The sequence below is a fragment of the Salinivibrio siamensis genome (assembly GCF_001996005.1).
In the GTDB taxonomy this organism is placed as follows: Bacteria; Pseudomonadota; Gammaproteobacteria; order Enterobacterales; family Vibrionaceae; genus Salinivibrio; species Salinivibrio siamensis.
Window position 1 is genome coordinate 25,808 of the sequence record NZ_MUFB01000008.1, and the last position, 13,691, is coordinate 39,498.

Below are 13,691 nucleotides of genomic sequence, written 5' to 3' on the forward strand. Positions count from 1 at the left end.
AAAGTACACTAAAAACATAATTTCAAGTTATTCAGGGAGTGAAGTATGGCAAAGCGGGTAGTGGTATTAGGTGCAGGCATGGTAGGTGTCTCTGTGGCATGGCACCTTTTAAAGCGCGGGTATGAGGTCATCGTGGTCGATAGGGTAAGCCCCGGACAAGAAACCTCATTTGGTAATGCCGGGATTATTCAGCGCGAGGCGGTTAGACCCTACGCATTTCCCCGTGACCTTGCCACCTTATTGCGCGTATTGCCGAATCGCTCGGTCGATATTCGTTACCGTCCTACGAGCGTTATCCGAGCCGCCCATCCGTTATTACAATACTGGCATTATTCCAGTGAGAGTAAATACAAACAATTGGTGCCAGAGTACGCGGCGTTAATTATGCAGTCGTTAGACACTCATGAGGAAATGATTGCCTCCGCGAACGCAGCGTCCTTGATTCGTAAGGAAGGTTACCTCAAGCTTTTCCGCACGCAAAAAGCCTTAGATGATGAATGCACGCGTGCCGCCGCAGATCGTGCCAACTATGGCGTTGACTATGAGGTGCTAAACGCAGCACAGATCGCGACGATGGAGCCAAATTTAACGGCTTCGCTGGCGGGCGCGATCCACTGGAAACAACCTTGGACAGTCACCGACCCAGGCGCTTTGGTCAAGGCCTATGCTGACGATGTGATTGCTAAAGGCGGCGAGATTAAACGCGCGAACTTGCAGGCATTGAAACAAGCAGGCGAGCAGTGGGTTATCGAAACCGATGACGGTCAGTTACATGCTGACCAAGTCGTAATGGCAATGGGTCCTTGGTCCTCTTACTGGTTGCGTCAACAAGGTCTAGAGGTCCCTTTGTTTACCAAGCGTGGTTATCACATGCATTACCAATGCGATGAGAAAAAGCCACTTAATCACTGGATTATGGATGCGGAAGTGGGGTATTTGCTGGCACCTATGCGTGCAGGTATCCGCTTGACCACGGGCGCAGAGTTAACCGCCTTGGACGCCCCCACGGATCAAAGCCAGCTGCAAGCAGCAGAGCATGAAGCGAAGGCTTTGTATCCTATTGGCGCGCGTATTGATGAAACGCCGTGGAAAGGCGGACGTCCGTGTATGCCGGACATGAAACCGGTGATAGGTGAGGCGCCGCAACGTAAAGGGTTATGGCTTGCCTTTGGTCACGGCCACCAAGGATTTACGTTAGGGCCGGTCACCGGGAAATTATTAGGGCAAATGATGGATGGGGAGGCCACGGATGTGGATATGCAACCCTATCGTGTCACCCGATTCGGCGGATAACCCTATGATGAGGCATGAGTTGCACGCGATGAAAACGCGTCACCGCGCGCGACTCATGATGCACTCAGAGGTATAATAGCGACACCGCTAAGCAGAGCGTGCAACGCGCCATTGGCGTGGGTGAGGAAGGCGTGGCAGCAACAGTCCTGCGATTACAATGACAATGCCCACCACCTGAAGTTGGCTCACGGCTTGTCCCATCAAAAACGCGGTGAGTACCGCGAACACAGGCACAAAGTTAAAAAAGAGTGCTGCATTGGCAGAGCCGAGATGGCGCACGCCGTTGAGCCAGAGTAAGTAACCAGCGACAGTACCCAGCACACCGATATAAAGGAGTTCGGAGACGGCTAATGGGGTGGCTGCGAGCACTTCGCCAAACGGATGAACGTTTGGGGTAAGTGCACACATGATGCCAATCACAGTCGCACCACTGAGCATGCCTAAAAACGTGTAGGGGATCACCGGCATCCAGCGGCCAATGCCTTGGCTGAAGAAGGTGTACGCACTCCATGCAAACATGCCAGTGAAAATCATTTGGTCACCTTGGTTAAAGTTTAATTGGCTGAGCATCTGCCACTGCCCATTGGTGAKCACCACGAGCACGCCCGATAAACTCACCACCAAGCTGAAAACTTGTCCCTTACGCGGCAATGCACGAATCGCGATACAGGCGATAAGTGAAGTCACCAACGGGCTGAGCGCCATGATTAATGACCCATTGGTCGCTTGGGTATACTCGAGTCCGGTGAACAAACAGAGGTTAAGGCCGCCAATCCCCACAGCGCTGACGGTGGTTGCCCACAGCCACTGCTTGGCGCTGAGTGTGGGAACGCGGGTACGGGTGAGCTTGAGATAAAAGCYTAGACAAATCGCGGCGACGGCAAAGCGCCAAAAGACCAAGGTGAGCGCATTCACTTCATTCAGCGCATCTTTACCAATAGGAAAAGTGCTACCCCAAAAAAAGGCACATAAAATGAGAAGGGCAACGGCTTTCCACAGTGAAGCAGTAGTTGTCATAGCAAGACCTGACTTGTTGAGTGATGGGCGCTAGTGTATAAGTTTCAAAATATGAATAAACCGGCAATATCAGAACGGTAGATTCCAAATATGAAACCTAACTATTCCTTAGACGATTTGCGCTGTTTTTGTACTGTGGCGCAGTTGGGGAGTTTTAAAGCCGCGGCGCAGCAGCTTGCCATGCCGCAATCCACCCTAAGCCGTCGAATTCGCCAGCTTGAGCAGGATCTTGCCCTGCGTTTACTCAATCGCGATGCACATCGTATCTCTCTGACCCAAATTGGCCATCGCTATTTTGAACGTGCCGCAGGATTATTCGATGAGTTGCAGACACTGAACGATGATTTGGTGAGCGAGAAACATCACCCTCAGGGCAAAATTCGTATCAGCGCACCCATCAATGCCGGTAAGCAGTTTTTACGCCGCGTCTTTTTCGACTTTATGCGTGAGTATCCAGAGATTCAACTGGATCTTAACTTTTCCAATAGCTTGATAGATATTGAAGCGGAAGGCATGGATGTGGTGTTTCGAGTCGGGAACCCCGTGGTCGAAAATTGGATTGCACGGCCGCTCACCGATATTCACTTCATTTTGTGCGCCAGCCCTGACAGTGACTATCACGATGTGCGCTCTCCTAGTGATCTGAGTGGTAAACCGGTGGTGATTTGTCATCCAATGACGGTTTGGGAACTCACACACCATCAAACGGGGGAGGCGTTTGATTATCAAGCCACCACGGGTATACGTGCAGAAGTGGATGAAATTCAGATGTTAACCCATGCGGTGGAGGCTGGATTTGGCATCGGCTATATTCCTGATTATTCCGCGCTACCTTTGATAGAAAAGGGTGAATTACAGCGCGTGTTACCGCAATGGTGCAGTCGAGCGCGCACGCTATTTTTACTCTATCGAGACCGAGAACAAGTGCCTTTGCGTGTTCGATTGCTGGTGGAATTTGTTCTCGCGCGTTTTATGTCCTCTTAGCGCGTAACCGGATATAAAAGGCTGTTGCCCGAGACAATAGGGGCCACGTTGCAGTGGCCCCAATGGGTGCGATTTTTCGATTAATCGCTATGATGCGTGTGCGCTGGCGATAACTCGGTGGATGCCGGCGTGATGGTTTTGGCTAAGAACAGATACATAGCAGGTACCACGAACAGGGTGAACAAGGTGCCCAGTGTCATCCCACTAGCAATCACTAGCCCCATGGCAAAACGGGCGCCAGCACCGGCTCCTGAGGCAATCAATAGCGGGATCATGGCGAGCACCGTCGCTGCCGTGGTCATCAAGATAGGGCGTAAACGGATGGCGGTCGCTTCTTCAATCGCCTCACGCTTGGTCCGTCCTTCTTGCTGGAGCTGATTGGCGAACTCGACGATCAATATACCGTGTTTAGCAATCAGACCAACGAGGGTGAGCAAGCCAACTTGAGTGTAAATGTTTAAGGTAGTAAACCCTAGGCTGATAAATATCAGCGCGCCACAGACACTCATTGGCACGGTGACCAAAATAATGATTGCGTTTTTAAACGACTCAAACTGCGCCGCTAAGATCAAGAAAATCACGATTAAAGCAAAGAAGAAGGTCACGACCAGTTGCTGGCCTTCGCTCATAAACTGGCGTGACTGCCCGGCATAATCGACACTAAAGCCTGCTGGCAATTCTGTCGCCGCAATTTCTTCGAGTACACCCAGCGCTTCCCCCAAGGGAACACCAGGGCGCGGTACACCGGAAATTTTCACCGCATTCAGCTGCTGAAAACCGCGCAATGCTTGGGGCTGCACACTTTCTTCTAAGGTCACTAACGTTGACAGCTGAACCAATTCACCGTCTTGGTTGCGAGTGTAAAACTGGCGCAATTGTTCCGGTGTGAGGCGTTCATTACGCGCCACTTGGGGGATCACTCGGTAAGAGCGGTTTTCCAGTGAAAAGCGTCCCGCATCCGCCCCGGATAACAATGAGCCCATATCCGCGGCGAGCTGTTGCATATCGACGCCCATCAAAGCCGCCTTTTCACGGTCGATCTTGACCGTTTGTTTGGGGCGGTCAATGCTCAGATCGGTATCGACAAAGATAAACCGCCCAGTCTGCATCGCTTTGCCCACAATATTGTTCGCCACTTCATTAATCGCCTCAAAGGGTTGTGTTGAGCCGATAATAAATTCAACCGGTGTGCCGCCGCCCGGAGACGGCAGTGAAGGGGGCACCAAGGCAAAGCTGCTTAAGCTCGGTTGGCTGTCCATAAAGGGTTGAATCTCGTTTTCCAAAATCGCTTGGGTACTGCGCTCTCGCTCATCCCATGGCGCAAGTACAATACCGGCTATTGCGTTATTGGTGCCGCCAGAGCCATTGATAATAAAGACGTTGTCGATTTCTGGTACATCGTCAATCAGACGGTTTAATTCATCGGTACTGGCAGACAACGCATCCAGCGTGGTTTGGCTGTCGGCTTCGAGTATGGAGAACACAAACCCTTGGTCTTCGGCGGGCTCAAGCTCAGAAGGACTGGTGATAAACAAGAAATAGCAAGACACTAAAACAATCGCGCCGAACGTGAGGATCACCGCATTGGTATTCAACAAGCTATGGAGTGTGCGTTGGTAGCGATGATGCAATCGGTCAAACTGCTTATCCAGCCAGTGCTCAAGGGAGCGCTCTTGGGTCGCTTTGTCCGCCTGATAGGGCTTGAGCACATAGGCACACATCATGGGCGAGAGCGTGAGTGCCACCACGCCGGATAAGATCACCGACGCGGCGAGGGTAAAGGCAAATTCAACAAACAACACCCCGGTTAAGCCACCGACAAAGCCGATGGGCAGGAACACCGCGACCAAGGTAGTCGACATGGTGATAATCGGCCACGCCAGCTCGCGCGCGCCTTCCAGTGCGGCTTGTGTTCGGCTTTTACCTTCTTCGATATGGCGGTGCACGTTTTCAAGCATGATAATCGCATCATCAACCACCACACCAATCGCCAGCACCATGGCAAGCAGTGTCAGTAGGTTGATGGAAAATCCTAACAGCCACATTAAAAAGAAGGTGCCGATGAGCGATACGGGGATCGCGACCGCAGGAATGACCACCGAGCGTAACGACCCCAAAAAGCCATAAATCACAAAGACTACGATGGCTAAGGCGAGAATAATCGATATCACTACTTCATCAATGGCATTATCAATATACTCGGTTGAATCATAGGCGATATACGCCGACAACCCTTGAGGCAACTGGGTGGTAATGTCGGCATCCCATACCTGATTCACCGCCTCAATCACATCCAGCGCATTGGCATCTGGCGAGACTTCGATGCCGATAAAGGTGGCATCGAGCCCGTTAAAGTTGACCGATGTTTGGTAACTTTCCGCGCCGAGCTCAACGGTCGCCACATCACTCAAACGCACAACAGATTGGCCATCACTGCTGATCACCAGATCTTCAAATTGTTTCACGTCATGAATGTCGGTGGCGGCGTTTAAATCAATCGCTACGTCTTGGCCTTTGGTGCGCCCTAGCGTCGCAAGCACATTATTGCTGCGCAGGGCGGCAATCACATCCGTACCGGTGAGATCGTACGCGGCCATTTTGACCGAGTCGAGCCAGATTCGCATGGCAAAACTACTGGCACCCAACACATCAGCACGCTGCACGCCGGGAATCGTCGACAGCTGTGGCTCGACCACCCGGACCAAATAATCGGTAATTTGATTATCAGTGAGGACGTCAGAATAAAACGCGAGGTACATCGCTGCGACCGTTTCCCCCACCTGCAGGGTGACGACGGGCTCACGGGCATCATCAGGGAGCTCTGAGCGCACCTTATTCACCTGTGCGGCAATCTGCGTGAGTGCTTCATTCGGATCGTAATCAAGGCGTAAATAGGCTTCGATGGTGCTCACACCAGCGGTTGAGGTGGAGACTAAGTAATCAATCCCTTCTGAGGCAGCGATTTCACGCTCCAGCGGCGTAGTGATAAAGCCTTGAATCAGGTCGGCATCTGCACCGATATAAGTGGTAGAGACACTGACCACTGCATTTTTGATCTCGGGGAATTGCCGCACATTCATGTCGGTGATGGCGCGTAAGCCGAGCAAGATAATGAATAGGCTCACTACGGAGGCCAAGACGGGTTTCTTGATAAAGACGTCGGTAAATCGCATCGAATCGCTCCTATTGATTCACAACGTTGGGATCAAGATCTTCGCTCGGCTGAACACGCTCATTGTCACTGATCTTGATGTTGCTGCCGTTACGGAGCTTGAGGAGGCCGGAGGTAACGATACGGTCACCGGGTTGAAGGCCGTCTTTAATCACAATCATGTCACCGCGGCGCGCGCCCGTTTGCACAAAGCGCTGTTGTACCGTCAATGCATCGTCTTGCTCTTGGATCACGAAGACTGCGTTGCCATACGGATTAAATTGAATTGCGCTTTGTGGTGCCAGCAAGACATTTTGCGTTTCTTCACCTTGATCAAGGCTCACGCGTGCGAACATACCTGACCGTAAAACGGCATCTGGGTTGTCAAAGGTGGCTTGAATATCGACACTGCGACTCGACGGCGTCACAACCGGCGAAATTGCAGTCACTGTGCCGGCAAAGACCTCGTCAGGCTGTGCGCTAATCGTGGCAGAAACGGTTTGACCATTTTTCAACGTGCTGAGTTGCTGTTCCGGCAAGGTAAAGTTGAGGTGAATCGGGGTCACTGACGTGAGTGTCGCAACCGCTGTCCCCGGGGACATTAATTGGCCAAGACTGACTTCTCGGATGCCAATGATGCCGTCGAAAGGCGCGGTTAATGACTTTTGCTCAATGCGCGCTTTTTGGCTGTCGACAGCGGCAATCGCTTGTTTGGCTTCGCTTTCTTTGCGCTTTAGCTCTGACTCGGAGATGTTTTTATCTCTAAATAGCCGCTGATAACGCCGCAGTTCAAGTTGTGCCAGTTCTGCCACGGACTCGAGCCGACGCAATTCTGCCTCATCAACGCTGGCATCTAGCGTGAGGAGCAATTGTCCCTTTTTCACCGATGTCGCGTTATCGAACATAATATCGTTGACAATGCCGCTTGCCTCGGTGGTTAGCTGGGTTTCATTAATGGCCGCAAAACTGCCAATAGTGGTCTGTTGTTCACGCCAAGGGTGGGTTGAGACTGTGGTGGCCGTCACGGTGACCGTGGGGGCAGGCATGTTGTCAAAGAATTGGTTCATAAAATGGTTGCCTACCGCTTTGTAAGCAAAAATTCCCCCAAAAAGGAGACCACATGCGACTAACATAATAATCAAACGTTTTATCATAAAAATCCCTGAACAGAGTTGCTATCACCACCCTTGGCTAACAAGTACAGACGAAGGCGCAAAAGGTCGATTAAACCAATAACAAATATCGAATTGACCAATACAAACCTTATCACTGTTTGGTTCATTAATTGCGAGTAAATTGATGATCTTGTGGTATGACGCAGCTTAACGTTATCTGTCAGATGGAATAAGGAGAGAGCGGATGCTATTAAATGCAAACAGTACGGTGAACGAAGCGGCGCTGCGTGCCATGGCGCATATGCCAACGCGCAGTTTGCCGGTGCTGGTGGATAACAGCTTCAGCCAAAAACTAACGGATGCGGACTTGATGCGCATTGCGGTGCTGCTAGCCCAAAAAAGCGCTGAGGAAGGAGGATGCCCCATCGGCGCGGTGATTATTGACAATGAAACACGTCGTATAGTGGGCAAAGGACACAACACCTTGGTGCAAGAAAACCATCCCTACAACCACGGTGAAACGGCCGCGATACGTGATGCCGGGCGAATCGACTTCAGCCAAACAACTTTGTTTACCAGTTTAAGCCCATGCGATGTGTGCGCGGCATTGATCGCCATGCGCGGTTTCTCTCGAGTGGTGGTAGGGGATATCACCAGTGCGAGCGGTAACGAGACGGTGCTGCAAGAGAAAGGGGTGATGGTTGATGTGCTGGAAGATCCACAGGGCATTGCGCTGTATCAGCAATTTAGAGCCGAGCACCCCGAACAAGAGTTGGAAGATTGGCAAGGTGTGAGTGCCGTAAACGCTCGACAAGGATGAAGCGCCGCGCAAAGGCGGCGCTAGTTACTCGACAAAATAAGATTTAGCTATTGATCACGTGAAGAAAGTGTAGATGCTTTTCGTAGTGATCCAGCATATCTTCAATCACTTGCGCTTGATTGTAGCCCGCAATATTGTATTGCTGGCCGCCTTCCCGTAAGAATACCTCTGCACGATAATGGTGTGGCGTATCCAATGTCTCATTATCCGCTAAGGTTTTTAGGTTAAACGTGTGGCTGGCATAGGCACGGGCTCGTACTCCGTAAATAAAATCAGGGTCATTGCCGTGGTGAACTCGCAGATAGCAGCGATCGTGTTCGCGGTTGATACTGACATCCAGCGCCTGCTTCTCAAGCTCTTCGGCGACCGCACGCATCGCGGGCTCAATGGTTTTATCCAACATTACAGCGATTTCCTGCCACTCAGGTGAAGCCACCAAGGTTTGTAGGCGATTTTGCCAGTTTTCTGCGTAATGTGGACTATGGCGCGTCACATTGCCCGGTATCGTCGCCAGATGTTGGAGACTATCGCGTTTGAGAGCCTCCATTTTTAACGCTTTAAGCAAACCAAAGCCAACCGCGAGTAAAATGACCGCAAAAGGCAGTGCCGAAGTCAGAGAGGCTGCTTGCAGTGCAGATAGGACATTGCTACCGCCAGCCAGGACCAACGCTGAGGCGACTAAACCTTCGGCAAGCGCCCAGAAAATACGCAATTTTACCGGCGACTCGCCATCATCCTTGGACGTTAAGGTATCGATCACCAACGAGCCCGAATCGGATGAGGTGACAAAAAAGGTGATCACCAATAAAGTTGCAATCACGGAGGAGACACCTGCCAACGGGAAACTATCCAAAAAGTGGAATAACGATGTTGAACTGTTGGCAAATACTTGGTCTACCAAGTTTGGCATGGTGTTGGTAAGAATACCGTGTAGCGCGGTATCGCCAAACACAGTTAGCCAAATAAAGGTGACACCGACAGGGACAAAAATGACGCCAAGAATGAACTCGCGGATCGTCCGGCCGCGAGATATCCTTGCGATAAACATCCCTACAAACGGTGACCAAGCGATAAACCACGCCCAGTAAAAGAGTGTCCATCCCCCTAAAAAACCATCTGTACTTTCATCACCTGTATAGGCGTAGGCATTAAATGTCATATCAACCATTGATGACAAATAGGTGCCAATATTTTGCCCTAATGTTTCGAAAATAAAGAGGGTAGGACCTACCGCCACGACAAAGAGCAGTAAGGCAATCGCTAGCCAGAGATTTAAATCAGACAATCGACGGATGCCTCCATCGAGCCCCAGTACGACTGAGATGGTGGCGAGTCCCGTCACACAAGCAATCAGTATTAACTGCACGCTGGTTGTTGTCGGAATATCAAATAAATAGTTCAAGCCTGCGTTTATCTGCATCACGCCCAAGCCCAAAGAGGTAGCAATACCAAACATGGTGCCAAAAACAGCAAATACGTCGACGGTATAACCAATTGGGCCATGAATACGTTTACCAATTAGAGGATAAAGTGCTGAGCTAATGCGGAGTGGTAAACGATGGCGAAAACTAAAATAGGCGAGGGCAAGGGCGACAATGGCATAAACGCCCCATGCATGTAACCCCCAATGGAAAAAGGTCATGCGCATTGCTGCTTTAGCCGCTTCTGCGGTATTGCCTTCGCCAACTACTGGGGTCGCATAGTGAAATACTGGTTCGGCGACCCCGTAAAAAATTAACCCGATCCCCATGCCAGCAGAAAAAAGCATCGCAAACCATGAGTGGTAGCTGAACTCGGGCTCACTGTGATCCGGACCCAGCTTAAATTGGCCATAGCGGCTCAGTGCAAAAATCAAGGCCAGGCCAAGGTATAGCCCCATCGCGAGTAAGTAAAACCAGCCAAAGGTGTCGATGATCCAAGCTTGCGCGCTACCAAATAGCGCGCCGGCGGTATCTGGCACGCTAATGGTAAAAATAACAAAAGCCGCGATTAAAGCGGCGGCGGGATAAAATACCGGCGGGTTAATGCCCGCGCTTATTGATGAGTGTTCGTGACGCATAATGAGTTTATTTGCCTGTGAGTGAAAAATTGTCGGGTTAACGTGTTCTTTTTTTCGAGCGGCCGTTAATCCAAGCCATTGGTGGCATCGCAGGCATATACAGTGCGGGAAACGAATCTCGAGATGACTGATATTGAGGCGATTTTTTCTGATTCATCGCGTCTCTCCTTATCTCTGTTTCAGTGAATGTGTTGGTGTACTTTGGCGAAAACGCTACAATCATGAAAACGAATTTTTATAATAGGGTCATCACAAATCATGATGCGTGAGTCAGGCGCCGTGCGAGAGCTCGATCTCGTGGTTCTTAAAACCTTTGTCGCCGTGGTAGAAAAGGGTAGCTTTACCCGAGCTGGAGAGAGCTTATACCTTGCGCAATCTACCGTGAGTGCACATATGAAACGACTCGAGGCACTATTTGAAAAACCGTTGCTGCAACGAGGGCAGACTGCTGTACTGCCTACTCCTGCAGGTGAGCGGTTATTGGCGCATGCCAGACAGCTACTTAGGCAAAATGCACTCGCTTGGCAAGAGATGACCGACCAACGGCTAGACGGCGTCGTTCGTTTAGGGATCCCTGATGACTACTTAATCTATCTTCCTGAGGCGCTCTCTATGTTTGAGGCTCGTTACCCAGGGGTAGAGCTTGAGGTGAGCTGTGGTTTGAGTGTCGAACTGGTACAAGAAGTAAAAGCCGGTGCGCTAGATATCGCGATAACGACGCGTCAGCCTAACAGCCCGGGTGGCGAAGTATTGCGCGCCGAGCCGATGACGTGGGTCACGGGTGTGGGGCACGATACGCATCAGCGCCAACCTCTACCTTTGGCGCTGTCTAAGCAAGGGGTGTGTATTTTCCGAGAGCGTGCACTGGCGGCCTTAACATCAGCCGGTATTACCCATCGAATTGCGTATTCGAGTGCAAGTTTGTCAGGGCTTTCGTCAGCCGTTCGTGCAGGGCTGGCGATTACGGTGTTAACGCCATCGATGATGGGGGAAGGGCTTAGAGTACTTGGTGAAGAGGAAGGGTTACCGAAACTCCCCAATACTGAAATTACGTTGCATCAGCGTCAAGGTGACTTATCGGGGGCTGCGATTGCACTCATACAACAGTTGCGTGACAGTGTCATTTTCAAACCACATCAAGATGCGCTCGTCAATAAATAGAAGAGCGTGTCTCGGTTTGATGTTTGAGGGTATGACGTATCGCAAACATGGACGCTGTACTGCGCTGACATGACAATACATTCGGTTATACTGATTACGAAGTAACCAACGTGAAATGCTGCTTAATGACCAACTGGGTACGAAGGCTAACCATCGTTTGGCTGACCATGCTTTCTTTTCAAGTTTGGTCGGCAACCTCTGAGCCGCTCAATGTTTGTGTGGGGGATGGGAGTCCTTGGCCACCTTACACTTATTGGCAGGGTGAGACGCGGCAGCAAAAAGCGGACACCTTGACGGGTTATGCGACCGATCTAGTGCTTTCCGCACTAGAGCGTAACGACATTACTTATCAACTGGTATTTATGCCTTGGGCGCGCGTGCAGCATGAACTGGCAAGAGAGTCTGGCCGTTGTGACCTTACTTGGGATGCGAGTTATAAACCTGAGCGTGCGCAGTACAGTCGACTGACAACGCCCTTGTATTCTATCTCTCTCGGATATCTATATATCGGTGATCCAGCGGCCAATGTGCGGCCAAGATTGCCCGTATCGGACTCAGTGTGTGGTGTGAATGGCTACAACTATGCCGGCTTTGGCGACAACCCTAAGCCGAGGTTTGAAGCCAATACTTTGCAGCAGGCTTTGCGTATGTTGGAAGCGGGGCGGTGCCGCTTTCTTGCCAGTGAAATAGAGCCTGTATTGGGTGGCATTCGCTTGGGGCTTTATCAATTTTCACGCGATCTTGCCTATATCTCTCTACCTAACCCTAAAGCCTTTCATGCTCAGGTCAGCCGCTATGCGCCGCAAGCGAATGACTTAGTGGCGCTAATAAACACGTATATAGCGTCCGCTGCGGAACGCGGCGAGATCGAAAAACTTCGTCAACATTATTTTCAAACAGGAGCGTTATGACGGGTAATCCTCCGCTATCTAGTCAACAGGCTGCGCTGTTTCAAAGCCTCAATGCGCAAGGTATTTCAGTAAATATATACCGCCATCAGCCTGTCTATACGTGTGAACAAGCAGACGCGCTCGGTTTGCATACTGATGCAAATCCGACCAAGAATTTGCTGTTGAAAGACAGAAAAGGAAAACAGTTTTTCTTGGTGGTGTTACCGGGCAAAGCCACCGTCAATTTAGCCGGATTGAGTGAAGCCTTGGGCACGTCTCGCCTATCGTTTGCGTCGTCGCAGCAACTTGAAACCTATTTACAGGCACAATCAGGCGCCGTATCGGTATTTGATGTAATGAACGATCCTGAGCATCGCGTCAGTTTGGTGATCGCGAATGCGATATGGCAAGTCCAAGCGGTGGAATGCCAGCCTTTTTGTCACGATCAAACTTGGGTTATTGCCACCCAAGATCTCGCCCGCTGGTTAAGCGCTATAGGCCGAGACTATCAAACGGTGGAGCATGTCGCTTAAACGATAGCGATGGCTGTTGGCAGCCATCGCTAACTAACTGCTACAGCAGGGCGAGAATCGCCTCGGCACTGGAGACTTCAAAGCTTTTTGGCGCTTCAACGTTCAAATGCGTGACGATGCCATTATCAATCACCATCGCATAACGCTGTGAGCGAATACCCCCAAACTTCCCTGAGTCCATTTCCAGGCCCAGCGCTTGGGTAAAGCTGCCATCGCCGTCGGCCAGCATATGAATCTGATTGGCGTTTTGTGCTTCGCCCCACGCCTGCATCACAAAGGCATCGTTGACGGAGACGCAAGCAGTCATATCGACGCCTTTTGCTTTAATCTCATCCGCCTTCACCACAAAACCCGGTAAGTGGGACTCGGAACAGGTTGGGGTAAAGGCACCCGGCACTGCGAACAGCACAACCTTCTTGTTGGCGAAAAGGGCAGGAATGTCGTGGGTTTGCATGCCATCTTCGGTGAGTTCACTGAGCGTCGCGCTAGGTAAAGGTTGTCCTTGCTGAATCATGATGACTCCTTTAATCGTTGTATGATTGTTCATTCTCAGCATAACATGCGTATTCATAAGCAAACATATTCGTCCCCATCCGAGTCTCTTTATCGGTATCGTCTGTTTATCATTGTGTGCTTAGAGTAAACTATCGTTCACTTCATTCTGTTAA

At 50.7% G+C, this 13,691-nt stretch carries 11 protein-coding genes; 6 read left to right on the forward strand and 5 right to left on the reverse strand.

Annotation, left to right across the window (positions count from 1 at the left end; translation table 11 throughout):
* Positions 1-45: 45 nt before the first annotated feature.
* On the forward strand, positions 46-1,293 hold the full coding sequence (locus BZG73_RS05795) for an NAD(P)/FAD-dependent oxidoreductase (RefSeq protein WP_077667811.1): 1,248 nt from the start codon (positions 46-48) through the stop codon (positions 1,291-1,293).
* Positions 1,294-1,380: 87 nt separating this feature from the next.
* On the opposite strand, the gene BZG73_RS05800 is transcribed toward BZG73_RS05795, so the two are convergent.
* Positions 1,381-2,310: a DMT family transporter gene (locus BZG73_RS05800; protein WP_077667812.1), complete on the reverse strand. Its 930-nt coding sequence runs from the start codon at positions 2,308-2,310 to the stop codon at positions 1,381-1,383.
* Between the two features lie 90 nt (positions 2,311-2,400).
* Here BZG73_RS05800 and BZG73_RS05805 point away from each other — a divergent pair, with 90 nt between their 5' ends.
* Positions 2,401-3,294, forward strand: a complete 894-nt coding sequence (locus BZG73_RS05805; protein ID WP_077667813.1) for a LysR family transcriptional regulator — start codon at positions 2,401-2,403, stop codon at positions 3,292-3,294.
* Positions 3,295-3,374: 80 nt separating this feature from the next.
* Here the strand turns inward: BZG73_RS05805 and BZG73_RS05810 are convergent, their stop codons facing one another.
* Together BZG73_RS05810 and BZG73_RS05815 are read right to left on the reverse strand one after the other, a co-directional pair.
* Positions 3,375-6,467, reverse strand: a complete 3,093-nt coding sequence (locus BZG73_RS05810) for an efflux RND transporter permease subunit (RefSeq protein ID WP_077666326.1) — start codon at positions 6,465-6,467, stop codon at positions 3,375-3,377.
* A 10-nt stretch (positions 6,468-6,477) separates the two neighbouring features.
* Positions 6,478-7,512, reverse strand: coding sequence for an efflux RND transporter periplasmic adaptor subunit (locus tag BZG73_RS05815; RefSeq protein WP_235606019.1), 1,035 nt, complete (start codon positions 7,510-7,512; stop codon positions 6,478-6,480).
* 292 nt (positions 7,513-7,804) lie between these two features.
* On the opposite strand from BZG73_RS05815, the gene BZG73_RS05820 reads away from it, so the two are divergent.
* Positions 7,805-8,380 carry a nucleoside deaminase gene (locus tag BZG73_RS05820; protein ID WP_077577868.1) on the forward strand — a complete coding sequence of 192 codons (576 nt, stop codon included), beginning with the start codon at positions 7,805-7,807 and terminating at the stop codon, positions 8,378-8,380.
* 43 nt (positions 8,381-8,423) lie between these two features.
* On the opposite strand, the gene BZG73_RS05825 is transcribed toward BZG73_RS05820, so the two are convergent.
* On the reverse strand, positions 8,424-10,439 hold the full coding sequence (locus BZG73_RS05825; protein ID WP_077667814.1) for a BCCT family transporter: 2,016 nt from the start codon (positions 10,437-10,439) through the stop codon (positions 8,424-8,426).
* A 258-nt stretch (positions 10,440-10,697) separates the two neighbouring features.
* On the opposite strand from BZG73_RS05825, the gene BZG73_RS05830 reads away from it, so the two are divergent.
* From BZG73_RS05830 to BZG73_RS05840, 3 genes are all read left to right on the forward strand, one after another.
* Entirely contained in the window at positions 10,698-11,600 is a 903-nt protein-coding gene (locus tag BZG73_RS05830) for a LysR substrate-binding domain-containing protein (protein ID WP_197075722.1), read from the forward strand.
* Between the two features lie 125 nt (positions 11,601-11,725).
* On the forward strand, positions 11,726-12,511 hold the full coding sequence (locus BZG73_RS05835; RefSeq protein ID WP_052707993.1) for a substrate-binding periplasmic protein: 786 nt from the start codon (positions 11,726-11,728) through the stop codon (positions 12,509-12,511).
* The gene (locus tag BZG73_RS05840; RefSeq protein ID WP_077667815.1) at positions 12,508-13,023 is read left to right on the forward strand and encodes a prolyl-tRNA synthetase associated domain-containing protein; all 516 of its coding nucleotides are present in this window, start codon (positions 12,508-12,510) and stop codon (positions 13,021-13,023) included. Before BZG73_RS05835 ends, BZG73_RS05840 begins: the two co-directional genes overlap by 4 nt.
* Before the next feature lie 40 nt (positions 13,024-13,063).
* On the opposite strand, the gene BZG73_RS05845 is transcribed toward BZG73_RS05840, so the two are convergent.
* Positions 13,064-13,537, reverse strand: coding sequence for a peroxiredoxin (locus tag BZG73_RS05845; RefSeq protein WP_077667816.1), 474 nt, complete (start codon positions 13,535-13,537; stop codon positions 13,064-13,066).
* Between the last annotated feature and the right edge of the window lie 154 nt (positions 13,538-13,691).

What these genes read in the sequence shown, in the direction of transcription:
- BZG73_RS05835 (WP_052707993.1), top strand. Translation starts at nt 11,726, where the DNA reads ATGACCAACTGGGTACGAAGGCTAACCATCGTTTGGCTGACCATGCTT.
- BZG73_RS05815 (WP_235606019.1), bottom strand. Translation starts at nt 7,512, where the DNA reads ATGAACCAATTCTTTGACAACATGCCTGCCCCCACGGTCACCGTGACG.
- BZG73_RS05795 (WP_077667811.1), top strand. Translation starts at nt 46, where the DNA reads ATGGCAAAGCGGGTAGTGGTATTAGGTGCAGGCATGGTAGGTGTCTCT.
- BZG73_RS05825 (WP_077667814.1), bottom strand. Translation starts at nt 10,439, where the DNA reads ATGCGTCACGAACACTCATCAATAAGCGCGGGCATTAACCCGCCGGTA.
- BZG73_RS05810 (WP_077666326.1), bottom strand. Translation starts at nt 6,467, where the DNA reads ATGCGATTTACCGACGTCTTTATCAAGAAACCCGTCTTGGCCTCCGTA.
- BZG73_RS05805 (WP_077667813.1), top strand. Translation starts at nt 2,401, where the DNA reads ATGAAACCTAACTATTCCTTAGACGATTTGCGCTGTTTTTGTACTGTG.
- BZG73_RS05845 (WP_077667816.1), bottom strand. Translation starts at nt 13,537, where the DNA reads ATGATTCAGCAAGGACAACCTTTACCTAGCGCGACGCTCAGTGAACTC.
- BZG73_RS05830 (WP_197075722.1), top strand. Translation starts at nt 10,698, where the DNA reads ATGATGCGTGAGTCAGGCGCCGTGCGAGAGCTCGATCTCGTGGTTCTT.
- BZG73_RS05820 (WP_077577868.1), top strand. Translation starts at nt 7,805, where the DNA reads ATGCTATTAAATGCAAACAGTACGGTGAACGAAGCGGCGCTGCGTGCC.
- BZG73_RS05840 (WP_077667815.1), top strand. Translation starts at nt 12,508, where the DNA reads ATGACGGGTAATCCTCCGCTATCTAGTCAACAGGCTGCGCTGTTTCAA.